General features: G+C 56.5%; 21 protein-coding genes and 5 pseudogenes. 14 read left to right on the top strand and 12 right to left on the bottom strand.

From position 1 onward, the window contains the following. Window positions 1–15: 15 nt before the first annotated feature. A pseudogene (locus ACIQUH_RS19215) lies at window positions 16–1,168 on the bottom strand (site-specific integrase). Further along, entirely contained in the window at window positions 1,168–1,455 is a 288-nt protein-coding gene (locus ACIQUH_RS19220) for a hypothetical protein (protein ID WP_174033839.1), read from the bottom strand. Before ACIQUH_RS19220 ends, ACIQUH_RS19215 begins: the two are co-directional and overlap by 1 nt. A 179-nt stretch (window positions 1,456–1,634) precedes the next feature. On the opposite strand from ACIQUH_RS19220, the gene ACIQUH_RS19225 reads away from it, so the two are divergent. Both ACIQUH_RS19225 and ACIQUH_RS19230 read left to right on the top strand, forming a co-directional pair. Continuing rightward, window positions 1,635–2,759 (top strand): RHE_PE00001 family protein, encoded by a 1,125-nt coding sequence (locus tag ACIQUH_RS19225; RefSeq protein ID WP_400817859.1) that lies wholly within the window; start codon window positions 1,635–1,637, stop codon window positions 2,757–2,759. A 267-nt stretch (window positions 2,760–3,026) separates the two neighbouring features. Beyond that, a complete protein-coding gene (locus ACIQUH_RS19230; RefSeq protein ID WP_400817861.1) occupies window positions 3,027–4,268 on the top strand; it encodes a hypothetical protein in 1,242 nt (413 codons plus the stop codon). Between the two features lie 183 nt (window positions 4,269–4,451). Here the strand turns inward: ACIQUH_RS19230 and ACIQUH_RS19235 are convergent, their stop codons facing one another. Genes ACIQUH_RS19235 through ACIQUH_RS19245 form a run of 3 tightly spaced genes read right to left on the bottom strand, consistent with a single transcriptional unit; the run spans window position 4,452 to window position 5,620 of the window. Beyond that, a complete protein-coding gene (locus tag ACIQUH_RS19235) occupies window positions 4,452–5,069 on the bottom strand; it encodes a hypothetical protein (RefSeq protein ID WP_400817863.1) in 618 nt (205 codons plus the stop codon). Continuing rightward, complete coding sequence (locus ACIQUH_RS19240; RefSeq protein WP_400817865.1) at window positions 5,066–5,239, bottom strand: hypothetical protein; 174 nt, start codon at window positions 5,237–5,239, stop codon at window positions 5,066–5,068. The genes ACIQUH_RS19235 and ACIQUH_RS19240 overlap by 4 nt, the downstream gene beginning before the upstream one ends. Window positions 5,240–5,254: 15 nt before the next feature. Continuing rightward, entirely contained in the window at window positions 5,255–5,620 is a 366-nt protein-coding gene (locus ACIQUH_RS19245; protein WP_112974499.1) for a helix-turn-helix domain-containing protein, read from the bottom strand. Window positions 5,621–5,715: 95 nt separating this feature from the next. Between ACIQUH_RS19245 and ACIQUH_RS19250 the strand changes: the two genes are divergently transcribed. From ACIQUH_RS19250 to ACIQUH_RS19270, 5 genes are all read left to right on the top strand, one after another. Beyond that, a complete protein-coding gene (locus ACIQUH_RS19250; RefSeq protein WP_400817867.1) occupies window positions 5,716–6,816 on the top strand; it encodes a multiubiquitin domain-containing protein in 1,101 nt (366 codons plus the stop codon). Further along, the gene (locus ACIQUH_RS19255; RefSeq protein ID WP_400817869.1) at window positions 6,813–8,204 is read left to right on the top strand and encodes a ThiF family adenylyltransferase; all 1,392 of its coding nucleotides are present in this window, start codon (window positions 6,813–6,815) and stop codon (window positions 8,202–8,204) included. Before ACIQUH_RS19250 ends, ACIQUH_RS19255 begins: the two co-directional genes overlap by 4 nt. 1 nt (window position 8,205) lies before the next feature. Continuing rightward, complete coding sequence (locus ACIQUH_RS19260) at window positions 8,206–8,541, top strand: DUF6527 family protein (protein WP_112974502.1); 336 nt, start codon at window positions 8,206–8,208, stop codon at window positions 8,539–8,541. A gap of 81 nt (window positions 8,542–8,622) precedes the next feature. After that, window positions 8,623–9,504, top strand: coding sequence for an SDH family Clp fold serine proteinase (locus tag ACIQUH_RS19265; RefSeq protein ID WP_162725512.1), 882 nt, complete (start codon window positions 8,623–8,625; stop codon window positions 9,502–9,504). Window positions 9,505–9,516: 12 nt separating this feature from the next. Then, window positions 9,517–9,723 (top strand): hypothetical protein, encoded by a 207-nt coding sequence (locus ACIQUH_RS19270; protein WP_112974504.1) that lies wholly within the window; start codon window positions 9,517–9,519, stop codon window positions 9,721–9,723. 79 nt (window positions 9,724–9,802) lie between these two features. On the opposite strand, the gene ACIQUH_RS19275 is transcribed toward ACIQUH_RS19270, so the two are convergent. The 3 genes from ACIQUH_RS19275 to ACIQUH_RS19285 form a co-directional block, all read right to left on the bottom strand. Further along, complete coding sequence (locus ACIQUH_RS19275) at window positions 9,803–10,585, bottom strand: hypothetical protein (RefSeq protein WP_400817872.1); 783 nt, start codon at window positions 10,583–10,585, stop codon at window positions 9,803–9,805. Then, window positions 10,560–11,555, bottom strand: a complete 996-nt coding sequence (locus tag ACIQUH_RS19280) for a DUF4238 domain-containing protein (RefSeq protein ID WP_400817874.1) — start codon at window positions 11,553–11,555, stop codon at window positions 10,560–10,562. The genes ACIQUH_RS19275 and ACIQUH_RS19280 overlap by 26 nt, the downstream gene beginning before the upstream one ends. Window positions 11,556–11,898: 343 nt before the next feature. Beyond that, window positions 11,899–12,360, bottom strand: coding sequence for a hypothetical protein (locus tag ACIQUH_RS19285; RefSeq protein ID WP_400817876.1), 462 nt, complete (start codon window positions 12,358–12,360; stop codon window positions 11,899–11,901). Window positions 12,361–12,539: 179 nt separating this feature from the next. On the opposite strand from ACIQUH_RS19285, the pseudogene ligD reads away from it, so the two are divergent. From ligD to ACIQUH_RS19305, 4 genes and pseudogenes are all read left to right on the top strand, one after another. Beyond that, window positions 12,540–13,328 (top strand): annotated as a pseudogene (ligD, locus tag ACIQUH_RS19290) (non-homologous end-joining DNA ligase); the annotation flags it as partial. Between the two features lie 141 nt (window positions 13,329–13,469). After that, the gene (locus ACIQUH_RS19295; RefSeq protein WP_137454906.1) at window positions 13,470–13,946 is read left to right on the top strand and encodes an Hsp20 family protein; all 477 of its coding nucleotides are present in this window, start codon (window positions 13,470–13,472) and stop codon (window positions 13,944–13,946) included. 72 nt (window positions 13,947–14,018) lie between these two features. Then, window positions 14,019–14,319, top strand: a pseudogene (locus tag ACIQUH_RS19300) (DUF982 domain-containing protein). A 10-nt stretch (window positions 14,320–14,329) separates the two neighbouring features. Continuing rightward, entirely contained in the window at window positions 14,330–14,605 is a 276-nt protein-coding gene (locus ACIQUH_RS19305) for a hypothetical protein (RefSeq protein ID WP_400817878.1), read from the top strand. Between the two features lie 11 nt (window positions 14,606–14,616). Here the strand turns inward: ACIQUH_RS19305 and ACIQUH_RS19310 are convergent. Both ACIQUH_RS19310 and ACIQUH_RS19315 read right to left on the bottom strand, forming a co-directional pair. Beyond that, window positions 14,617–14,765: pseudogene (locus tag ACIQUH_RS19310) on the bottom strand (ATP-dependent DNA ligase); the annotation flags it as partial. A gap of 73 nt (window positions 14,766–14,838) precedes the next feature. Next, window positions 14,839–15,078 (bottom strand): hypothetical protein, encoded by a 240-nt coding sequence (locus tag ACIQUH_RS19315; protein WP_400817880.1) that lies wholly within the window; start codon window positions 15,076–15,078, stop codon window positions 14,839–14,841. 323 nt (window positions 15,079–15,401) lie between these two features. On the opposite strand from ACIQUH_RS19315, the pseudogene ACIQUH_RS19320 reads away from it, so the two are divergent. Continuing rightward, a pseudogene (locus tag ACIQUH_RS19320) lies at window positions 15,402–16,282 on the top strand (Fic family protein); the annotation flags it as partial. Between the two features lie 140 nt (window positions 16,283–16,422). Here the strand turns inward: ACIQUH_RS19320 and ACIQUH_RS19325 are convergent. After that, window positions 16,423–17,343 (bottom strand): LysR family transcriptional regulator, encoded by a 921-nt coding sequence (locus ACIQUH_RS19325; protein WP_400817882.1) that lies wholly within the window; start codon window positions 17,341–17,343, stop codon window positions 16,423–16,425. 152 nt (window positions 17,344–17,495) lie between these two features. Here ACIQUH_RS19325 and ACIQUH_RS19330 point away from each other — a divergent pair, with 152 nt between their 5' ends. Continuing rightward, window positions 17,496–18,521 (top strand): alcohol dehydrogenase catalytic domain-containing protein, encoded by a 1,026-nt coding sequence (locus ACIQUH_RS19330; protein WP_400817884.1) that lies wholly within the window; start codon window positions 17,496–17,498, stop codon window positions 18,519–18,521. Window positions 18,522–19,140: 619 nt separating this feature from the next. On the opposite strand, the gene ACIQUH_RS19335 is transcribed toward ACIQUH_RS19330, so the two are convergent. Continuing rightward, window positions 19,141–21,504 (bottom strand): hypothetical protein, encoded by a 2,364-nt coding sequence (locus ACIQUH_RS19335; protein WP_400817886.1) that lies wholly within the window; start codon window positions 21,502–21,504, stop codon window positions 19,141–19,143. 107 nt (window positions 21,505–21,611) lie between these two features. Here ACIQUH_RS19335 and ACIQUH_RS19340 point away from each other — a divergent pair, with 107 nt between their 5' ends. Next, window positions 21,612–22,718 carry a Fic family protein gene (locus ACIQUH_RS19340; protein ID WP_400817888.1) on the top strand — a complete coding sequence of 369 codons (1,107 nt, stop codon included), beginning with the start codon at window positions 21,612–21,614 and terminating at the stop codon, window positions 22,716–22,718. The last annotated feature ends 51 nt before the right edge of the window (window positions 22,719–22,769 follow it).

Below are 22,769 nucleotides of genomic sequence, written 5' to 3' on the forward strand. Positions count from 1 at the left end.
CAGTGAGACCCGATCCTACAACAATCGGGCCGCTCGCCCGCTTCTGCGTGTAGCACTGTTATAATAGCTGGATGCTTGCTGAACGGATCGGTGGCGTGATTGCTCCATCGCCTCGGGGAGGGGAATGCCCCGGTTGGCAGCCTCGGTCAAATACCCTGAGCGCAACCCATGCGCCGAAAACTCCCCACTGTCCAACCCAGCCGTCTCTGCCCGTTGCTTGAGAATGGCATTGACCGATTGCGGATCAAGCGCTCGTTTAGACACCGTGCCCCAGCGCCCAATCCCCCGAAACACGCTGCCCTTGTCGATTTTTGCCGCCGCCATCCAGGCATTCAGCGCCTCAACCGGCCGGCCGGTGAGATAAACGACATCGTCCTCTTCACCGGACGTGGTTTTGGTCCGACCGAGATGAATGGCGAGAGAGGGGAGGGGAGGGCCGTCGGCCACTTCAACCGGAGCCTCGACAACCAGCTGTTCGACCCGCAGCCCGGACATCTCGCTGCGCCGGCGACCGCCGGACGCAAAGGCGACCATCAGGATCGCCCGGTCGCGCAGATCCCGCAGGTTTTCTGAGGCACAGGTCGCCAGCAGCTGCCAAAACATCTGATGTCACCGCCTTGGCGCTTTTTCGTTTTCGTGGCCGTGGCGTGGCCCGAAGGGCGAGCCGGATCGCCTGTTTAAGGGCAGGGGAGGAGAAAGAACCGGAAAGCCCGCGCCATTTCGTCAGAGTTGACCAGCTGGCCAGCCGCCGGCGCACCGTATCCGGGGCGTGCGGGCCGACGGCTTTCAGAAACCCCTGGCTGCGCAGGTTGTCATCGACATCGGCCGGCATACCATGATCGGGATCGTCGACCCGCTTCTGCGGATCCCACAAATGCTGCGCGACAAACTTTAAAAGCAGCGCCTCGGGGGCGGGCCAGGGCAGTGATCTTTTCGTCGCGGCCAAAGCCCAGGCTTCGAGATAGGTGAGATCGGAAGTCAGGGCCCGAAGTGTGTTCGCGCCCATGCCTTCGTTGACCAGGTGCCGCAGCGTCTCGACATCCTGGTCGGTCAACAATTCCGCGAGTTCGTCACGACGCTCGATCGGTAGCACCGAGGCGATGGTATCGAGTTCGACGCCACGGCGTTCGACCGGCGACAGCGACGCTGGTTTTTTTGGGGTCGCCATCAGTCGATCTCGACATGTGGCCGCCAGCGGCGAATGATCTGAATGATCTCTGGCCTGTAGGCGTCAGGGTAAATGAGCCCGTCTTCACGGGCGAGGAAGGTGAAAACCGTCACCATGTCGTCGGCAACCTCGCGATCGACATTGGCGAGATCGGTCAGGTCGAAGCCGCCATGTACTTCTGCATTCCACCAGGCGAGAATGAAGTTGGCGACGCGACGGCCTTGGCCGGTATCCTGATGGGCGACATTGAGCAGCTTTTCGAGGGCGAAATGGACGCGATCTTCCATGTTTGGGAGCCTTTAGGGAGCGTTATTTGGCCCAGATTAGCTGGATTCGCTGGCTTTGTCGATTAACCATCGATAAGGGGTACTTATCGATGGTAGATAATCCAACCCAAGATCGTAGCATGTAAGGAACTTTAATATTCAGATGGAGTTTCTTTAGCAAATCATTTACCATGATTTCAATGGCTTATGATCTTGCGAAAATCAACATGACAGCCCTGATGCGGCCGGCTTTTGACGCCGGTGTCGCGCTCACCCGTCTCGATGAGCGGATTGCGCGCTCGCCGGTCGGCGCCGGCTGGATTGAGCGCCAAAACTTTGTCGATGCCTGTGCCTCGCTGTGGATCGACGGCGAGCTCGTCCATCTCGAAGACCTCGTCCTCCATGACGCTTTTCGCGACATCCGCACACCGACCCACGAGCTGACTATCGCCCGCGACGTGCTGCGCACTCGCCGGCGCATTGCGGCGCAGTCACCCCCCTGGGCGCTATCCGCAGAGGGTATCCGAACGTTACGACAGACATCGGACGTCAACTCGGTCGAGCCAGCGGGGGTGGTCCGGACCGCGGTTCCGATCGAAAGGGACGGGGAGGGGGACGATGGTGATGACGCCAAAGATCTGCCCGGCGTCGACCTCGCTGCCATCGATGCGACGCTGGCTCGATCGTCGGCCGCGATCGAGAACGTAACCCGGCCTAGCGGGACCAGGGGTCGCGCTGCAGCCGAGAAGGACCCCATGATCTACGATCTCGACTGGGACGAGGATGCACGGCTCGACGAATGGCGGGGCGTGCTGCGCCAGGCCGAAAATCTGCCGGCGGTGCTGCAGGCGATCATCGCCCTCGACGCTTGGAACGAGCTGTCCGTTCTGCAGCACGCCCCCTGGTTCGGCCGGCTGTTTTGTGCGTCCATCTTGCGTCAGGCGGGCATCACCACCGGCGCCCAGCTCGCGGCCATCAATCTCGGCCTCAAAACCATTCCCGTCGACCGGCGCCGACATCGCGACCGGGAAACCCGGATGCTGGCCATCGCGCATGGGCTTTTGGCGGCCGCCGAGATCGGCATGAAGGAACATGACCGGCTGGCGCTGGCGAAAACACTGATGGACCGGAAGTTGGAGGGGCGGCGAACGTCTTCGAAACTGCCGGAGTTGGTCGAGCTGGTGATGGCGCGTCCGCTGGTGTCGGCCGGGATGGTGGCGAAGACGCTGGACGTCACGCCGCAGGCGGCGCGGCGAATTGTTTTGGAACTGGGACTGAGGGAGATGACGGGGAGGGGGAGGTTTCGGGCGTGGGGGATGATGTGATGATTGTGCGACCGCAGCGTGGGCATCGCCAGTTTGCCGCCGTGGTGATTGGCGACTGCTGTAACCGCGTTTATTCAGACCCACCATTAGGTTTGGGAGGTTGCGTAAGCTTCGTGCGGGCTTTGAACTATAGAGATTCTCTATGGCGAGCTTAAAAGGTTGTGTGCAGGCGAATCGAGGCTTGCCTGTCCCCATGATATTCGCGATGGTCAAGACACGTGCAATCCAAGGGTCGAAAATGAGCTACCTCATCAGTGTCGTTGAGCTATGACTGCCGAGATTGCGATACTGAATCGAACCGCGGTAGCGCTCGCCGCGGATAGCGTTGTCACGCTGAGCGATGGACGTCGGCACAAGACCTACGATTCTGCTGAAAAGATTTTCGAGTTTTCGCGTTATCAACCGATCGCGCTAATGATCTACAATAACGCGCAGTTTATGAACACGCCACTCGAAGTCATCATCAGAGAGTATCGTGAAAAGCTTACGACAAATACCTTCAAATCCCTGGTCCAGGTATGGCCTGAATTCGAGAAGTACCTTCTTTCGTTCAAGCGCGGCCAAGAGGACGAACTTGACCACTTTCGCGGGATGGTTCTGCGCGAGGTCAAGGAGATAAAGTCACAGGTGCTGACCTACGTGCTTTCTTCCATGGGGAAGCGCAGCCGGAAGCCCCGGGAATCCGTCCAGGACTTCATTGTGAGGCAATGCGGTCTTCGCAAAGTGGAGGCAGAGCAATCGCCGCTTAAAGACTTTCTGGCGGATGTAAAACCGGAGCAGTTTCGTGAGATTTACGGCGCGGCGGTGATTGACGTTGCCAAGGGTACCAAGCTCGAAATCTCGCCGGACATCGAGACTGCCCTGTGCGACATGATGTTTGCCGTCATCAAGTCCAACCAGAAGTCTGCAGCGTTCACCGGGCTGGTGTTCACCGGCTTTGGGACCGAAGAGCTGTTTCCAACGCTCAGTTCCGTTGAGATCGATGGCGTCTACTTCAACCAGTTCCGCGTCCTTGCCACCAATCTGATCGATATCGATCGCAGGGGAGAAACCGCGGCAATCGTTCCGTTTGCACAACAGGATATGCCTGAGAGGTTCATGCAGGGTATCGATGGGGAGTTCGAGGCGGCGCTTGAAAGCCTTTGTCTGAGCATGGTCGGTCAGATTGTTGACCAAAACAAGCGTGCATTTCGCAACGGAAAGGCGGACCTCATCAAGGCAGCAGTCGCTGAGGAGTTCCGCGACGGTCTGGATCGGCTGAAAAAGAAGAACTCAGACGACCTTCTCTCGGTCGTAAACCACCTCTCCAAGAAGGAGCTCGGCGAGGTCGCGTACTCGTTGGTGGAACTTACGTCGCGCAAGCGTCGTTACTCGAATGATCTTGAGACGGTTGGCGGCCCCATCGATGTGGCAATCTTGACCAAGAACGAAGGTTTTATCTGGGTTCGCCGTAAGCATTACTTCGATATTGCCCTCAATCCCAGATATGATCCCAAGCGCAACAGATGAGGAATTGACTCATGGACAATCACCGAATCCGACGCTCAATCAACCAACCGCGTACCGACGATGACGATCTGAGATCGTATATTGAAGGCGACACCGCAGACGAGATCGTGCGCCAGGTGTCCGACGCATTCGCTTTGCGGCTGTCGGAAATCTTGAAAAAGGGAAGGGCTGCACCGAAGCGTCCTAGCGATTCCGGGGACGAAAGACGCCGATGATGCTCGACTCTGAGCGTACGGCGATTTGCGTGTGGGTTTTTTGATAGAACCCGCCACCGGGATAGACGTTGTCTCCTTCGACGAAGAGACCCCGTACCGTGTCAAAGGGAAGTATAGCGGGTGCTGCACCCGTCGCTTGCGCGTGCCGGACTTCGTCTTCGATGTTTTCATGCAAGTGCTTGATTACGGCGCAGTCGAGGTACCTTAGAAGCTTGTCTCCGACCTTGGCTCCGCGAATATCCTTATTCTCCGGAAGGGCCAACTTCGCCTTCGCTCTCGCTGCTTCAAAGCTGCGATATGCATCGGTGAGGAGATCAAGATTCTCACGCACCGTAAGATCCAGACAGTTACCAAGATCGATGACTGCGCCGACAACGGCCGCACTTTTATACGACCCACGTTTGACTTTTTCTTGCGCCCACTCCAACGCTCTCCCAGGATCGCCTTCCCAGAAATAAGCGCCGGATCCAAGCCAGTCAAAGTCCTCGGTGCTTTGCCGAAATGGTCCACCTTGCAAGAGAGCGTCTGCTGTTTGCCCATCACAACCATGGAAACCGAGTACGAAGCTCGTATGGAATGACGTCACTTCTGGCCACGCTTCTCGGGCTGGCCGCCATACTGCGGTTTTAGCTCGCCGTCGCCATCGTAGAGGCCCTCATCGATGAGCCATTGCCTTGCCATTTCCTGCGTCTGTGTTTTTTCGTCGGACCGGCGCTTCAACATGGCGCGGATCGCTTGTCTTTCAGCTTCGTTCATTTTCCGCTCCTGTTCCTACTTCCGATCGCTATTCTTTCGGAGCCGCGTGTAAGCGGCGGTAATCATATCTATCATCGCATCACGGCCATCATCAGGCAAACTCGGGTCAGACTGAAGCACAGCAGTAATTTGGGAGAGGGGTTCAGCTTCGTATGCCATCTCTGATGGTTCTCTAACGAATGTATCTGCACTCAACCCCGCCCAGCGAACCAGTGCAGTCAGGCTGTCGACATCAGGGCGTTTGCCTTGAGCCATGCGCGTCAATGTCGATGCGCTGACACCGGACTGTTCGGCAACCTGTTTCCAGTTCAGTTGCCGTGAAGCGCGAGCGCTGTCGAGGGCCTGATAAAACGCACCGCCTCTAAATTCTGACTTCGACATTGAATTTCACTCTTGCAATTTCGTTTTCTTTCGTCATATTGGCATTGTGATTGCAAGAATGCAATTGAAATCTACATCTGAAATAGGAGGCCTAAATGAGCGCCGAACTTACGATAGCGAAAACAAAAGGCCTCTTTATCGAGGTAGCTGGTACCGATCTGGCATTCCGGCCGGTAAGCGTGGCTGACCGCTCACCAACAGGTCGCCAGATCTTGGGATATTGCGATGTCTCACCGCGTGACGAGTATGTCGTCCTACAGTGGGTGGCGGAGGGCGATATCGAGGAAGTCCGATCTGACGAGGTCGTCAGCCTCGACTCCGACGTTGCGGCAAAGTTCATCGTAGCGAAAGCCGACCGGTTGTATCGCCTGTTCCTCGATGATCGTTCATTGAGTTGGCCGGACCGCAGCATCTCAGAATCCGCGCTGCGGATCCTTGGAAAAATCCCGGAAACCGAGCTTCTGTATGTGCGTCATGAGGCCGAGCCCGATCGACCCATCGAAGTCGGTGGAAGCCTATCGCTGGCTGAAGTCGGCGTCGAGAGCGTCTATTCGCGCCACGCGGAGTGGGAGCTCAACGTTCAGGGCGTAACGATCAAGTTCGACAGGCCCGATGTCGTTGTCCGCGATGCGCTGACAAAGGCGGGCTTCAACCCTGACCAGGGCTGGATCATTGTTCTCAAGTCGCGCGACGGAAAACGCCAAGTCACCGTCGAAGACACGATCGACCTGCGCTCGCCCGGGATTGAGAAGCTCCGGCTGACACCGCGCGAGATCAACAATGGTGAACTTCCTCAGTCGCGCCGGCAGTTTCGATTGCTGCCGGTCGACGAGGAGGGGCTGACGGCACGGGGATTCCATTGGGAAACAATCGTTGATGGCGCCAGACGGTGGCTGTTGCTCCACGGGATGGAATTGCCGGCCGGGTATACCGTCGCATCGACGTCTGTCGCGATCGAGATTCCCAGCAGCTATCCAACCGCGGAACTTGACATGTTTTACTGTTATCCGCAGCTGAGCCGAGAGGACGGAGTTGCCATACCGCAGACGCAAGTAACCGAAGCGATCGAGGGGAGGGGGTTTCAGCGCTGGTCCCGTCACCGCGGTGCGATCGCACCATGGCGGCCTGGCCTCGACAACGTCATCACCCATCTCGCTCTTGTCGAGGCTGCCCTGTTGCGTGAGGTCGAAGTATGACAATCCATCCGCGCACACTGCTGACGATGACAGGGGGGCAGCATCGGCAGCTACATTCGCATCTCTTCCCTGGCGACGGTCTTGAGGCAGCGGCGGTTCTTCTATGCCGCGATGCAGGCCTTAACGATCGTAAGCTGATGGTCATTGATTTGACACTGGTTCCCCACGATCAGTGCCGGAGATCCCCGTATCTTCTTGTTTGGCCCGGCCAGTTCATCGCTGATGCGATCAATGTCGCCGAGGATGATGGCTTATCGATTATTCTCCTGCACTCCCATCCTGGCGGCTTTCGGCAGTTTTCGGATCTCGACAACGAAAGCGATGCTGAGGTTATTACGTCCATCTTTGCGGGGTGGGGCGGCGTTTCACCGCGAGCCGGCCACGGCTCTGCCATCATGATGCCGGACGGAGAGGTGATTGGACGGATCTATGATGATCGGCACCAGTGCCGGGCAATCGACACTGTTTCTGTCGTCGGCGACGAGATGAGGTTTTGGCGAAACGGTTGCGAAAGCAGCGAGGCGCCGATGGCGTTTGGCGCCGACATGACCTGCGAGCTTGGCAAGCTACATGCCTGCATCATTGGTGTTTCCGGCACTGGCTCGATTGTTGCGGAGCAACTCGCCAGGATGGGCTTTGGGAAGATGACCCTGATCGACTATGATCGCGTGGAAGGCAAGAACCTCAATCGAATTCTGAATTCCACATTGTCGGATGCCAGCAGCAACGCACGCAAGGTGGACATGTTTGCTGCAGCCATTCGCGGCTATCGCGCCGATATCGAGGTTGTCATTGTCGGCCAGACGATCGCCTCTCGCGAAGCGGTCTTTGCAGCCGCTGAGGCTGACGTCATTTTCTCCTGCGTCGACTCATCGGAAGGTCGACACATTGCAGATCGGATCGCTCAGGCCTTCATGATCCCGCTTTTTGATATGGGGGTCTCAATACCGACCCGAAAGCGTCCCGATGGCTATACGGCCATCGCCGAGGTTATTGGCAGGGTTGACTATATCCAACCGTCCGGCTCTACGTTGGGTGATCGTGGCGTCTACACGGCCGCATCCTTGCGCGCCGAATATCTCGCCCGCGTGTCTCCGGAAACCTACGCATCACAACTGGATGATGGCTACATAAAGGGAGCAGTCGAGGAGGCGCCGTCGGTCATTGCTCTCAATATGCGTGCCGCAAGTGCCGCTGTCCTTGAATTCGTCGCGCGCGCCTTCCCGTTCCGCCATGGTCGTAATTCGCAGCAGGCCCGAAGCATATTCGCCCTGGCGGATGGCGACGAAGACCATTTCGGGGAAACCGATTTTCAGAGGGGCGGCATTTTGGAGGTCGCGGTAGGAGCGCGGGAGCCATTGCTCGGCCTGCCGGATCTCGGAGCGTGAAATGAAATTCTTTCAGAAACTGGTCTCATGGATACGCGGTCTTTTTGCGGAGAGGCCGCGCAGGGTCGAATTTATCGAAGGCGACGAGCTTCCGGCGCATTTCGCAACACGAAATCTATACGTGGCGCGTGAGGATGGCGAGTTGTGGAGTGCCGGCCTGACTTGCCCCTGCCGGTGTGGACGTAGGTTGGAGGTCATGCTGCTGAAGGATGTGAAGCCACGGTGGGACCTCTCGGTGGACAAAGACGGCCTTCCGTCTCTTCATCCGTCGGTTTGGGTCGCGGATGGCTGCCGCTCGCACTTCTGGTTACGCCATGGGAAAATACATTGGTGCTGAGCATTTTGCAGCTGTCGCAACTATAGCGTAAAGCCGAAATTCATCTTATGATTGTCGAATCAAAACCATTCGGGGGCGGTGGTGGAAGTCGACGAGCTTACGCATACAACAAAATACGTCGAGTCCGAATTGACCCGACGTTTGAAGTCCATCGAAGATGAGTTGGACTGTGATGTCATCACGTGCATTCATCCGATCAGCCAGCCGATGGATGATCTGATCCGGGATTATATCGAAGACATACAGGATAAGCGCAAGAAGCTCCTTGTCATCATCGAAACCAATGGCGGATCGATTGAGACGGCAGAGCGGATCGCGGACGTGTTCCGTTACCACTATCCTGGCGAAGTGAATTTCCTGGTCCCCAACTTCGCTATGTCGGCCGGTACCGTCCTGGTGATGTCTGGTGACAATATCTACATGGATTACTATTCGATCCTGGGCCCGATCGATCCGCAGGTGCGCAATCGCGACGGCCAATTCGTACCGGCCTTGGGGTACCTGGAAAAATATGATGAGCTGATGAAGCGATCCAGTAAAGGAAGCTTGTCGTCGGCAGAACTCGCGTTCCTTATTCAGAAGTTTGATCCAGCTCAAATTCATCGCTTCGAGCAGGCTCGTGATCACTCGGTAGATCTTCTGAAAAAGTGGCTGGTGCAGTACAAGTTCAAGACTTGGGCCGTGACGGAAACCAATCGAAAGTCAGTTTCCGGCAAGATGCGCGAGGCACGCGCATCAGAGATCGCGAAGAAGCTTAACGATACGAAGCGCTGGCGATCGCATGGACGCGGGTTGTCAATGGACGTCCTGAAAGGTGATTTAAATCTCTTGATCGAGAACTTTGGTGCGAATCCAGAGTTGAACAGGAAGGTCCGTTCGTACTATCGACTGCTGCAGGATCACATGACCGGAATTGGGGTCACCGTGGCGCTGCAGACACGCGAACGCTTCGTGGCAATGTGAAGGACGAAAGAGATGGACAAGTTCGAAGCTCACATGAAAGCAAACCCTAAGGCCGAACGTGATGCCGACACGATCCGTGAAGCCTTTGAGTTGGTCGAGCAATTACGCAATGCCGGATTCGGATCTGGTGAATACGACCTTGCTCCGTCCTTTGGTGGAAAGCCGTCAACCAGTCAGCGGCAGGGGAGCACGGAACTTCGGATGACCTATTCGCGCTAGGCGGCCACGTTTGACTGCCGCTAAGCCTTATGGTGGCCGTAGACCTAGATGGCTAAGTGGTGACCTTCGACGAGGCGGTTTAACCAGCCTTCTCGGACTCCGAGATCGGTTTATCCAATGCGGCCTCTTCGATATCGATGAGGCCCTCTTCGTGCAGCGTAGACATCGCTAGGACCACCATTTTCTCTTCGTCTTCCGAGAGCCCGCTGAGGCCAATCCCCTCGTTGACCTCACCGGCAATCCTCGCCATTAGGACGATGTAACAAACGTGCAGCGCATAGAGATTCCTCGACAGTTCCCGATGGTAGATGGGAAAGGCGGATGGGCCTCTGAGCTCGCCTTTCTCCATCTCGATGATGCTGTGGAGAAGGACTGACTGAGAAACGTGTGCCGCTCCGCTCAGCTCACCATACGCCTTACCCATATTTTTCAGGACGCCGATCGTGGCGTGCGGCGTCTTCCCGTCTTTCCGTTTGCCTACTCCGAGTTCCTGGACGGCGGAAATGATCTCATGTTCCTGCCGCAGAAGGGTAGCAGCTTGGAGATATAGGCCCTCCACCACCGCTACTTCGCAGAGATTGATGCTCTGCAGAAAGTGGGAGATCAGGTTGAGCTGCTGACTGACGTCCGGATCCTCCATGATCTTGGCGCCGGCGCTCCTTGATATGAGATTTCCCAGGGCGCTCCAGGCGAACGCGTGCGCCTCGGTAAGCCTGATGTCGTTGTCTTTGAACTTCCCCCTGTTCACTTGGCAGACCTCAAGATGCTTGCCAGCGATTATAGAGACCGGGACCAGCGCTTTCTCTCCCCAGTTGTCGAGAGCGCCGACGATGTCGTCACCGAATTTCAGCTGTTCTTTCATTTCCATCTTTCTGACCCGTTGCCTTCGCCTGCCGTCCCAGGACTGCGGCGAGATCCTTACCGCGGGTGTATGGCTCCGTCCGAGTGTGGAGCTCGAATTCACCGTCCCTGGCATAGAGCTGCTTTGTGGCATTCTTCGCCATGCTCGTGTTCATGTCGGCGACCTGATCCCGGCGGAATGTGCGGTTTTGCGGTTGTTGAACGAATAGCCCGATGAGCGCGAGTTCCGGCGAGATGGGGAACATGACGATCGTGCCCTCCAGGCCGAACCCCGGCGAGTATGGTCCCCGATCTTTTCCATCGGCCCATGCCAGGACAACGGGGTCGTCGCATGTTGTGAAAGTCGATCCCGCTGGAGCCGAGGCAAACGCCCAGCTTCTTCGAGCTAGCTGCTCAGTAACCGTTGGCACAGCATCGAGCTCCAAGCCAATAAGATACGTCTGATCGATCGCGATCTTGTAGTTCCCGCGATCTATGAACGCCTTCATGTCCTCATAGCTGATATCGTCACGGATCGGGGCACCACCTTCTCGAGCCTGCCGTATCGAGTCATGGTATCGGTCCTTGTCCTGCAGCGACGTCCGCATCATGCCTGAAGCTATTTTGATGTGGAGGTCTTCCAGCATCGACCGAAAGCGCGGGTTGCGGACGGCCACGTTCCCCATCAGGAGCATGACGGATGTGAAGTGCGCGTCCGTCGGGAAGCTTTTCGTCTCGATCACTTCAGCCAGTCGCGGGGCGATCTCGCCTTCTATCTCTGCCATGCCGTCTTCGACATGGTTCGGATCGAATCCCTCTGCTTCGATGCGGAAGAAATTCCGACGGGCACCGATGTTTCGGACCAGCGTCCGGAACGACTTCTTTGTCGACTGATCGAACACGAAGACCTGTGCCTTCCGCTTATCGGCCGCGTCGCTGAAGCCCCTGAGGTAGAACTGCGGAATGAAGTGGTGATTTACGGTGTCTGCCATTATTGCCCGCAATGTTTGCAAACCCTCGGGGGCCGCCTCGGTACAGATTAGCATCTTGGCTCATCGTACACCTAGCGGTTTATGCTGAGCCCGACGTTCAATTTCTATCAAGTGAACTAATTATCAATAGCTTAGAGAATCTAGAGGCTCAGGTTGTGGGTTCACATCCCTCTTCAAGGCGAAGACGCTCGCAAGGCATCTTGCTCAAACTCTATTGCGGTCGTTCATGTGGGCCGCAAATTTCGCTAAATCAGTCGCTCGGCTGTTTGGGCTGAATGTCCCAGTTGGGGTGGAGAGCGGCCTAAGCGCTTTCAGGCCGACAGAGGATGAAGCGGCCACCCGCTCACTCGAACAATTGCGACACTGACACTTGTCGGATGCGCTGTTCGTCCGAGGTGAAGCTTAGCAGCATCCGCTTGTCTCCAAGCACCCAGCGATCGTTTTTCAAACTACCACCGCTGCTCCATTCCGGCTCTCCAAACTTTGCTCGCGCCTGCTCCCGGGTCATGGTCATATCGAGATCGAAAGGCGTTCCATCGATCGGTCTTCCTGCTTCCTCCGGAAGAACGAAGAATGTACGCAGAACCAACTCCCCTTCCGCAAAGCGCGTCCCTTTCGGCAACTCGCTTCCGAGAGTAAAGAGCAGTTCAATCTGTTGACCGGGGACCTCGACGTTCGTTTCCTTCTCGCCGCGTGGCGGCCGCGTGAGCGGGAGCGTCGCACCCAGCGACTTCAAGTAATCCACGACCGCTGCGTCGGTTTCCGACTTTCCCAGCAATGCCAATGCGCCCTTGTAGATTGCCATGCAACAGCTCCAATGCTTACTTGCGACGATTGCCATGAGATCGGTACCGGGACGCCGCGAAGACCCTGTCAATAATAAGCAACGACGATCGGGACAAGTGGCTCATGAAGAAGATCCGGAACAATTGAGAAGGCAGGTGAAAACATGAATGCAGATCGACTGTTTACCCAAAGTGAATTGCACGGAAAATCGGCCGATCCGTTCATCCAGGACGGCGGGCATTCATTGATGGCGAGGCGGTGGTACTGAATGAGGAAGGCCGCCCGGACTTTGGAGGGCTGCAGCGCTGGCTCGGCAGAAGAGGGGGCAAGCGGGTTTCGACGGAGTCCGTTCTCTTCGCCTTTGACCTTCTCTATTTGGACGGTCACGATTTGACCCGGACCGAACTGTCAGTTCGCCGTCGTCTCTTGACAGACTTGCTGGAGGGCGCCGTCGGTGCGATCCAGTTGTCCGAAGAGATAAAGGGAGACGGCGCTGAGCTATTGGCCAAGGCCTACTCGATCGGCATGGGGGGCGTCATCGCCAAACATCGAGATAGCCCCTACCGCTCTGGTCGGACCGGCGACTGGCTGAAGATCACGTGCGTGCAGAGCAAGAGTTTCAGGATCCTCGGCTACGAGCAGTCGGCGGTTGCCCACGGTGGGATTGGCAGCCTCCTGCTGGCAACTCGCCGGGACCACGATTGGGTCTATGTCGGCGCCGTCGGCACGGGCTTCAAGGAAAAGGATGCAGCCTACCTGAAGAAGACGCTCGACACACTGAAGACACGGACACCAGCCGTGCCGCTTAAAGGCAAGAACTACGCTTACGCGCAGCCGACCTTGATCGCGGAAATTGAATTCCGCGGCTGGACCGACGACGGCAATTTGCGACACGTATCTTACAAAGGGTTGCGCGAGATCCAGGACAATGCCGCTGTTTATGACCTCAACCGAGCAAAGGGTTTCAGCGCGTCGGCGAGGTCTTAAATTTTTTCGGCTGGTGCTCTTGAATCCTAAATTCTCAAAAACCAAATCGATTGCCGCCAACCGCTGATAAAGGGCTGGCCTTGCTGGGAGCGCCGCCTTTCGGCGCTTCCGTACCCATGTTGCTTCAAGGAGGATATGGCTATGGCAACATCCTACGACTACGCACCTCTTTTCCGCTCGAGCGTCGGCTTCGACCGGGTGTTCAATCTTCTCGAAAACGCTCAGCGCGCCCGTTCGATCAGCGACTGGCCGCCCTATGACATCGTCAAGATCGGTGATGATAGCTACCGGATTTCGATCGCGGTCGCAGGTTTTGCCCAGGATGATCTCGACATCACCTTCCAGTCCAATCTGCTGACGGTCACGGGCAAGAAGCAGGAGACGGCATCCGAAGGTTATCTGCATCGCGGCATTGCCGGCCGTCCGTTCGAACACCGGTTCGAGCTTGCCGACCATGTCAGGGTGAATGGTGCCGATTTGAACAATGGTCTTCTGTCGATCAATCTCGTTCGTGAGATCCCCGAGGCCTTGAAGCCGCGGAAGATCGACATCCAGACCCAGCCGGCCCTCGTGCAGTCGACCGCCCCGGTGCAGATCGAAGCGCAAAAGGCCGCCTGACCGAAACTTCGGAGAAGGGGCGTCGCGCGCAGCGGCGCCCGTTAACATCACGGGTTGGGAAGGAGAGACACAATGAAACCCGATATGTTCAGACAACCAGTTACCATCCTTGTCGGCCTTGGCTTCCCGGCTGTGGTCAGGAGCGTCATGGATGCCTACCGGCATCTTGCTGAATGGCCAGCATCATTGCGTGACACGGCACACTCGATGGCGCTGAAAGCCTGTAGTGCGGCACTGCGCGGCGAGATCGAAGCGGAGACCGCGCGCGGCCTATTCGCCGCCTTCGCTGAAAAGCATGATCTGCTGGCGCCGGAGAATGATGCCATCGCGGCATCGCACCTTCGGCGGGGACAAAGATCCACACGTTCGATAGAAAGGCCGACATGCACGAGATGTTACAGCAGGCCGTGAGCGATGCCGCGGCGATGGGGCCGGCGATCCTGCTTCAGGGCATGCAGATTGAGCGGCCGATCGATGTTGTAAAAGCGACTGCTCTCACCGCACACGACAAGCGGACCATCCTGGCGGCATGGGCCTCGGATTTCTACGTGTTCGATTCGAATCCGTTGTTCCGCCATATTCCCGGAACACCGGAGGCGGTTTCCATCGATGAGGTTCAGGCTGCCCTCCAAGAACTTGATCGACGCTGCGGCTTCTGATCTCTGGCTTCTCAGGCAGCCTGTTTCATCGACTTCGCCAGCCGCTTGATGGCCTGCTCCAACGAACGCTGGCCATCGCAATAATCCTGTCAGGAGCTCGTATTTTGGAGGAGCGCCTGTACTGTGCGGTGAAGCGTTTCGGATCGAGATCGGTCTTCACCTAGGTCCGGGGAAACCTCGTGATAAAAACAACTAATGCAGCTCGTTCGGTTTTGGTGCACTCGGAGTTGGGGCTACTTCTGGCGGATTTTGTCGTCTGCCTGGAGTCCAATATTCAATACGCTGTTCCGCCCGGATTTCGTCTCAATTCTCCCCTTAAGGTTGTTGATGTCCTTTTGGGACGTTCCCCACTCCGCGTTGAAAAACCATGTGTCGTCCTGCAACTCTGGATCGATGGCGGGTACGGCTTTCAGTCCAGCATCAATCTTTCCAATCGTTGTACCATCGGTAAATTCGACCCAAAACGAATTCATTCTTTCCTCCTAAAGATGAAAAATGCTTGCGGATACGGTCGAATGTCCGACCGGCCAAATAACGGTGACATACAATTTAAACGAGATCAATTATAAGTAGTAACCCGTGGTTAGACGGGTTCAGACAAGAGCAGTCCGGAATCGTACGAGCTTTAACAAAGGATGTATCAGGCTGTCACTTTAATGGCGCCAAATCATCGTATCAGGTGCCTGTGCCGCCTGGACCAAAGCTCAGGAGTTCAGGTCATCGCCGCGTTAATTAAGCGCACTTATCTATGTCTGTTGCTTAATTAAATGAAATGCGCCTTGCTTAAATAAGGGGCGAAGCTCAAGCCGGGCAGCCGGTTGATGATATCCGTGAAGTCTCCAGCTATGTTGACGCCATGATGTATGCTCTACAGCGGCTGGAAACGTTGCCCATGTCGTTGCGTCTGATCCGTGAGATGCACGCCAGGCTCCTGCACAGTGGGCGGGGAGGCACCAAGGATCCTGGTTCCGCCGCTTGTAAAATTGGATTGGTGGGACGCGCCCCGGTAACGCACTCTTTGTACCGCCACCCGTCACTGAAATGGCTGGTTGCCTGGATGCGTTCGAGCGCTTCATGCATGACGACCAATCGCGATTACCGGCGCTAATCAAAGCTGGCCTGCCGCACGTGCAGTTTGAAACGATCCATCCGTTCCTCGATGGCAATGGTCGTAATGGCCGCCTGCTTGTAACCCTATATCTTTGCATGAACGGGGTTTTGCGAAAGCCGCTGCTCTACCTCAGCCTTTATCTGAAGGCCCATCGGAGAGAATACTATCGGTTATTACAAGAGGTCCGTGAGCATGGAAACTGGGAAGCTTGGCTGGATTTTTTCCTGACGGGCGTCGCCGACACTGCCAATCAAGCCTTTGAGGCAGCGACACAGATCGTCGATCTTTTCAAGGAAGATCGCGAGCGGATCACCATGGAGAGTGATAGAGCAGGGTCGGCCCTTCGCATTCACGAGCTTTTCCAGCAGAATCCTTTTCACACGGCGAGCCGGATTGTTCAGGTAACGGGTTTGTCCGCACCAACGGTCAACGCCGCACTCGCCGACCTGGAGCGATTGGGCAGCGTTGATGAGGTTACTGGCCGCAAGCGCGGCCGCGTGTTCAGCTATCGACGATCCCTTGCAATTCTAGGCGAAGGCACCGATCCCTTGCCCCTCAATTCATGACAAATTGATGGGCCGAAGGTTCGACTTTCATCAAGAGCTTCAGGACGTATTGTCTGAGATCGTAAATCCCAACTGTCGCCGTGCCTCCCCAAACCAAAAGGATCGCTCTGGCAACTGCCCTTGTCAACAAAACCTAGTCCTCAGTTTTCGGAACGACTTTCAGAAAGTACTTTGATTAACGCTCTCAGGCCGGATGATACGTGGCGACGCCCCGAGTAATAAAGACACAGTCCCGGAAACGCTGGACACCATTCTTCCAGAACTCGCTTGAGGCGGCCGTCTTCCAGTGCATCTTTCGCAAGATGGTCGGGCACGAAAGCGATGCCTATCCCATCGATTGCGGCCTCCACCATCAGCGGTTGGTCACTCAATGTGAGAGACCCGGAAACATTGATTTTCTCCACAACGCCCAGGCGTTCAAATTCCCAACGATAGATCGCGCCACTTTCAAACCGGAAGCGGATGCAATCGTGGCTATTTAGATCCTGTGGTACGGCTGGATATCCGCGGCGCTCGAAGTACTCGGGGGACGCAATAGCCGCAAAGCGTACCTCTCCCATCACCGGGATGGCCACCATGTCTTTTGGTACGGCCTCCGCCAATCGAATGCCGGCGTCGAAACCATCGGCAACGATATCGCTGAGCCTGCCATCGCTGACTATGTCGAGATGGACCTGGGGATACTCGCGCAGGAAGCGTGCGAGCACCGGCCGCAATACCAGCCGAATAGCCCCTTCGCTGGCATTGATCCGCACCGTGCCACTGGGGACGGGACCATTTCCCTCCAGATCCTGAACGGCTTCTTCCATTGAGGCCATTGCCGGCCTGAGTTTTGCGGCAAAGCGCTCTCCTGCCTCTGTCAGCGAGACGCTGCGAGTCGTTCGGTTGAACAGGCGGACGTTCAACCGCTCTTCGAGAACCTTGATCGAATGGCTGATCGCCGAGGGCGTCATGTTGAGCTCCTGAGCGGCACTCCGAAAATTGCGATGGGTCGCGACCGCCAGGAATGCGGCGAAGGCCGCCAGATCGTTGCCCTTAGATTGGTGAATTGCTTTCATCATGACATCAAGAATTGATCAGATTGTTTAGATAGTCAACGAGTCATAAAATCAGCGCAGGGCGCAGCATCTCGGTGTCCACGCTACCTCCTGGTCGCTGTGAGGCCCCCAAACCGCCAACCCCACCAGCGGCCCGCCGAAGAGAGGAAAAATTGATGAAGATGAAAGCTGTTGTTATGACCGGGGCGAACAAGCTTTGGGAGGTTCAAGAGGTTCCCGTTCCGAAGGCGGAGCCGGGGCTTGTCCTTGTGAAAATTCACGCCTCTGGCATGTGCTATACAGACGTCTGGGCGACTCAGGGCGCCGGTGGCGATATCTATCCGCAGACCCCCGGTTACGAGGTGGTCGGCGAGATCGTCGAGGTTGGTCCGGGCGTTCATACACGCAAGGTGGGAGACCGGGTTGGCACTACCTGGGTGCAGTCCTCTTGCGGCCGATGCTCGTACTGCCGCCAGAACCGCCCGTTGACCGGCCAGACGGCTATGTACTGCGATTCACCCAGAACGACCGGTTTCGCGACGCAGGGCGGCCACGCAGAGTACATCGCGATCTCTGCCGAAGGCACTGTTCTGTTGCCCGACGGACTCGACTACACGGATGCCGCGCCTATGATGTGCGCGGGCTATACCACCTGGAGCGGCCTGCGCGATGCGGAGCCCAAGCCCGGTGACCGGGTCGCGGTGCTGGGCATCGGCGGGCTGGGCCACGTCGCCGTGCAGTTCTCCAAAGCGTTGGGATTTGAGACCATCGCGATCACGCATTCGCCGGACAAGCACAAGCTGGCCACCGATCTTGGGGCTGACCGCGTCGTCGCCGATGGCAAGGAGCTGCTTGAGGCCGGCGGCGCAGACATTCTTCTGGTCACGACCAACGATTTTGACACCGCCGAAAAGGCGATGGCGGGGGTAAGACCTGACGGGCGCATCGTCCTTTGCGGGCTCGACTTCAGCAAGCCGTTCTCGATCCCGTCCGACGGCAGGCCGTTCCACATGATGCGCCAACGTGTTGTCGGCTCCACGCATGGTGGACAGCACTACCTGGCGGAAATCCTCGATCTCGCCGCCAAGGGGAAGGTCAAACCGATCGTCGAGACCTTTTCGCTCGATCAGGCCACCGAAGCATATGACCGGCTATCTTCCGGCAAAATGCGATTCCGCGGCGTGTTTCTGCCTCACGGCTAATCTGACGTTCAGAAAGGGTCCGGCGACCCGACGGTCGCCGGAATAGCTTCAATCTGAGAGGTCGCATAGCGAGCCGACCCACCTATCGAGAGCGGTTTTCCTGACTGCTTTGCCGAAAGTCCGAGCGCCTGTCGCTGAGAAAGAGCTAAGTGACATAGCTCTCGTATCCTAAGGATGAGAGGACCAAATTTAAAAGGTGATCGTATCTGAGTTCCGCGTCATGACACCAACGTGGTCGATCTGTCAGAGTCTTGAGACATCGGGTAATCCCGCTGGCATAGTGGAAGTCTGTAGCCGCAACAATTTCAGATCAAGGCTGTCTACTGCGGTTCTGACACAATAGCCATTGAGACTGATGTGCTGAACCCTTTCCACAGGCAGCTCAACAAAATATCCGCAATACATGCGGAGGGAGACTTCGCCTATCAAGGCCATCACAGCGTAGTGGCATGTTGATTGAGCTGTGCGGCGGCCCAATTTTTCTAAACGTTTGATTTCTCTGCACCTTTTAAGATTGGGTAGGCTGTAATATCGGTTCATATCCCATCAAGGCGAAAACGAAGAGGTTGGCTCGGACGGAGACTGTCATCACAATCCGAGCCGAGTATCTCATTCGATCTTACGCAGCTTCCCAAACCTGGTTGAGGATTTTGGCAGCTAGGGCCGCCTTGTCTTGCGGTAGGAAGCGACCGTAGTGCTGCTGCACGACATCGGGCGTATCTTGAATGGCATAGCTTGCCTGCTCGTAGGATCCGGTCTGCTTCAGAATATGCGTCGCAAGAATGTCCCGCAGGTTATGCGGTCCATGCGGCAGCAGGCCCTTGATCGCACCTCGCCCGGTATAGGGATTATAAATGCCATAGCGTTGAATTACGGTCCGCCAAGCCTCGTAGAATGTGGTCGAGTTGTAAGCTGCGTCGATGCTGGTGGTCTTCACCGTCTTGACGAATAGCGTTTGGGGATCTTTCGCGCCGCCGAGCAGAACTCCACGATGCCTGTCGATATAAGCGTCGAGGTATTTGTAGAGATCGAGAAGGTCGGGCAAAATCAACCGGAATGGCTTCTGTCCGAAGAAGGAGGAGCCAGAGTTCTTGAAAGCGACCGATGGGATAAGGACCTCCCACCCATGATCGCGATCGCTCCAGCGCAACTCTCCGCACTTCATGTCTTCAAGTCGGCGTTCTGAGGTCGGATAATGTCCGCGCGGGCAGACGCGTAACTGGCGAAGGTTCTTTTGTCTGAGCCCAAGGTGCAGGCCAAGCCGAAGGAGCAGGAATGATCTGACGGCTTCGGCAGCCGGTCGGGGATATCTGTTTTCATCCGGCATGCGTTCAAGAATCTCATCGGTGATCTTACGATATTCGGCCAATGGACTCTCTGCCTCAAGGACGCACATGATCGGCTCGAATGGATCGCGATGGACGCGCATGACACGCTGAATTTCCTTCGACCGGTTGGCCGCATGCCGATGAAATGCGTCGCACGCACCGTGCCAGTTACGGGCCGCGAATTCTATTTCCTCCCGCTCAATCAAGCCTGTAATCGGTCTGACGTTCTGAAGTAGCTCCGGGTGCTGCCGTATCCAGCCGACGTCCGCGCGAGTAAGAGCCTGGGCGACCATCAGCATGTCTTCTTCCCACTTGGTATAGAAACCACGTCGCTGTTCCCGCCACTGCAGATACCAGTCCCAAACACCGGGGAAGACGAGAAGGCCGAAGCTCAACTGGCTGACTGGCACACCGAAACCCTTCACGATACCGTTTGGCGAGGCAGCCAGCGCACCAAACATCAAGCCGAGGTGCTCAATCTTCTGGGAGGCTGTTTCTTCACCCCAGACACCATTGCGCTGAAAGCCAATCGCCGTCAGCGTCGAGGTTTTGAAACGGATGAGATCGGCCATTTCCATGGCAAGCCTCGGCGGTGCATCGACAACGCCGGACAGCAGATCTGGATCGTCTAAATCTGCCGCGAGGTTTGTTTTAGCCCCAGCCATTGGGGCCAATGATCGAGAGGGCAGTGCACTGCCGCCATAAGTGACACCGGGAAAGCGGATGGCATAACGTTGCTTGCTGGCCGCTGCCTGATATCGGCGATACTCTGTCGATCCGGAAATGATCATTCGGCGCACCCAATCGAGAATCTCCTCGCGCTTGGTAAAGGGCAGGCTACTGAAGTCATCTGGCAGATGCACTGAAATCCTGCGCCGCTCAGCCGGGCTGATATCGCCGAGATCATGACCATAAAGCGAGCGCGCCTGGTGCGGCAGCTTGTCCTTGAAATATCCTTCTTGCAACCGATAGCGCCGCTCAATGCGGCGCAGGATATTAAAGCTGGCAACGGAGCGGGGCACGCGCTCCCCCTGCATCCAGGATAGCAGCGTCTTGTTATCGAATGTCTCATCCAGATGAACAACGGCGCGGTACAGCTGCCAATATGTGTCGCCGAACCGACGCATATGGTAGACCAATGCGTCCTGAAAGCTCGCCGGATCCTCTGTCGCTTCAAATAGTGCTTCTGGGAAAGGGCTTATCGGTTTTGGTGCAGGGCCGCGCGATGTTGACGCAGGCCCGACAAAGGCGTCGTCGGTCGCCGCGCGTTGTGGCTGTCGGGCGGAGCGTGCGGAAGCTGCCTTCCTGGCGGGCGCCATTTTGCCCGAGCTAACTGTCGGTTTTGGCGGTCGTCGTTCTTCGGCCACTGGTGGTGCGCCGAGCCAGCGGATGATTGCATCCAGGCCTGGCCGGAGCTGCTTTTTCAGTTCTGCCGTGAACTCGGCTTCGATCCCGCAGGCCTGACTGATCATCGTCCAGTCGATATGGCCATTCAGAAACGGGGGCGATTTCCGATAGATGATTAAGCTGACCAGGTAGGGCCGGATGTTCTCCAGCACCCGCCTGGATGTGATCGGCGCGATACGCAGTTCGCAGAACTGGGATATTTTTCGCTGAAAATGACGTGATGAAAGGTCGTGTTTGATCATGCTCATTCCGTTTCTTTCGGCACGCTGCAGATTGTGGTGCCGAGCGATAGACAGGCTTGCAATAGCTCATTTCTGGCAATAATTATGAGTTATAGAGGGGGGTGCTATAACTCATGAAATGGAACTGGCAAAACACGGATTGGCCAAACTTCAGATACGACACCGCAAGCCTGGTAACGTTGGAGCAGAAATTCCTGCAGTCCGCCGGCGAGGTTATCGGTGCTGTTCGACATTTCAACGAGGACGACAGCAACCAGCTTCGTATTGAGTTGCTGAGCGACGAAGCGGTCAAGACCTCAGAGATTGAGGGGGAATTTCTGGACCGCGTGAGTGTCCAGTCATCACTCCGCCGGCAGTTCGGGCTAAACACTGATGACAGGCAGATCCGCCCCCAGGAGCGGGGGATCGCCGAGATGATGGCGGATGTCTATCGAAGCTGGCATAAGCCGCTGCGTCATGAGGGACTGTTCCACTGGCATTCAATGCTGATGGCCGGAAACCGATATATTGAAACAGTTGGTGCTTACCGCAAGCATGAAGACGCCATGCAGATCGTGTCGGGTCGATTGGACAAGCCCACCATCCACTTCGAGGCTCCCCCGTCTCGCCGGGTTGCCGCTGAGATGGAGACCTTCATCACATGGTTCAATCAATCCGGGCCAGATGGCCAAACGTCGCTTCAAGCTTTGACGCGCGCCGCAGTAGGCCATCTTTACTTTGAAAGCATACATCCCTTTGAGGATGGCAACGGCCGAATTGGGCGCGCGCTCGCTGAGAAATCCCTGGCGCAAAACATAGGGCAGCCAAGTCTCATTTCACTCGCCTTCACAATCGAGAAGCGCCGGAAGGCCTACTACTCCGAGCTTGAGCGGCACCAGCGCTCGCTGGATATCACTGACTGGGTCATTTTCTTTTCAGAAACGATCCTGGATGCTCAGCGGGCGACGCTTGAGCGCATAGATTTCTTCATTCAGAAAGCAAAGTTCTATGATCGTTTTCGTGGCCAGTTGAACGAGCGGCAGGAAAAGGTAGTCGCGCGCATCTTCAAGGAAGGCACGGCAGGCTTCAAGGGGGGGCTAAGTGCCGAAAACTACATTTCGATCACAGATACATCCCGCGCGACAGCAACACGCGACCTTCAGCAACTCGTGGAGATCGGTGCATTTACGCGGACGGGTGAACGCCGGCACACCCGATACTCGCTGTCATTGCATAAATAAATTGCTGCTAGGCAAATGCGTTAGGTGAACGGCTGTTCGATTCCTTTCAAG

The sequence above is a fragment of the Agrobacterium sp. NPDC090283 genome, assembly GCF_044769685.1.
Classification (GTDB): domain Bacteria; phylum Pseudomonadota; class Alphaproteobacteria; order Rhizobiales; family Rhizobiaceae; genus Agrobacterium.

Coding starts and splice junctions, on each gene's coding strand:
- ACIQUH_RS19220 (WP_174033839.1), bottom strand. CDS start 1,455: ATGGAAGATCGCGTCCATTTCGCCCTCGAAAAGCTGCTCAATGTCGCC.
- ACIQUH_RS19225 (WP_400817859.1), top strand. CDS start 1,635: ATGGCTTATGATCTTGCGAAAATCAACATGACAGCCCTGATGCGGCCG.
- ACIQUH_RS19230 (WP_400817861.1), top strand. CDS start 3,027: ATGACTGCCGAGATTGCGATACTGAATCGAACCGCGGTAGCGCTCGCC.
- ACIQUH_RS19240 (WP_400817865.1), bottom strand. CDS start 5,239: ATGAACGAAGCTGAAAGACAAGCGATCCGCGCCATGTTGAAGCGCCGG.
- ACIQUH_RS19245 (WP_112974499.1), bottom strand. CDS start 5,620: ATGTCGAAGTCAGAATTTAGAGGCGGTGCGTTTTATCAGGCCCTCGAC.
- ACIQUH_RS19250 (WP_400817867.1), top strand. CDS start 5,716: ATGAGCGCCGAACTTACGATAGCGAAAACAAAAGGCCTCTTTATCGAG.
- ACIQUH_RS19255 (WP_400817869.1), top strand. CDS start 6,813: ATGACAATCCATCCGCGCACACTGCTGACGATGACAGGGGGGCAGCAT.
- ACIQUH_RS19260 (WP_112974502.1), top strand. CDS start 8,206: ATGAAATTCTTTCAGAAACTGGTCTCATGGATACGCGGTCTTTTTGCG.
- ACIQUH_RS19270 (WP_112974504.1), top strand. CDS start 9,517: ATGGACAAGTTCGAAGCTCACATGAAAGCAAACCCTAAGGCCGAACGT.
- ACIQUH_RS19275 (WP_400817872.1), bottom strand. CDS start 10,585: ATGAAAGAACAGCTGAAATTCGGTGACGACATCGTCGGCGCTCTCGAC.
- ACIQUH_RS19280 (WP_400817874.1), bottom strand. CDS start 11,555: ATGGCAGACACCGTAAATCACCACTTCATTCCGCAGTTCTACCTCAGG.
- ACIQUH_RS19285 (WP_400817876.1), bottom strand. CDS start 12,360: ATGGCAATCTACAAGGGCGCATTGGCATTGCTGGGAAAGTCGGAAACC.
- ACIQUH_RS19295 (WP_137454906.1), top strand. CDS start 13,470: ATGGCAACATCCTACGACTACGCACCTCTTTTCCGCTCGAGCGTCGGC.
- ACIQUH_RS19305 (WP_400817878.1), top strand. CDS start 14,330: ATGCACGAGATGTTACAGCAGGCCGTGAGCGATGCCGCGGCGATGGGG.
- ACIQUH_RS19315 (WP_400817880.1), bottom strand. CDS start 15,078: ATGAATTCGTTTTGGGTCGAATTTACCGATGGTACAACGATTGGAAAG.
- ACIQUH_RS19325 (WP_400817882.1), bottom strand. CDS start 17,343: ATGATGAAAGCAATTCACCAATCTAAGGGCAACGATCTGGCGGCCTTC.
- ACIQUH_RS19330 (WP_400817884.1), top strand. CDS start 17,496: ATGAAGATGAAAGCTGTTGTTATGACCGGGGCGAACAAGCTTTGGGAG.
- ACIQUH_RS19335 (WP_400817886.1), bottom strand. CDS start 21,504: ATGAGCATGATCAAACACGACCTTTCATCACGTCATTTTCAGCGAAAA.
- ACIQUH_RS19340 (WP_400817888.1), top strand. CDS start 21,612: ATGAAATGGAACTGGCAAAACACGGATTGGCCAAACTTCAGATACGAC.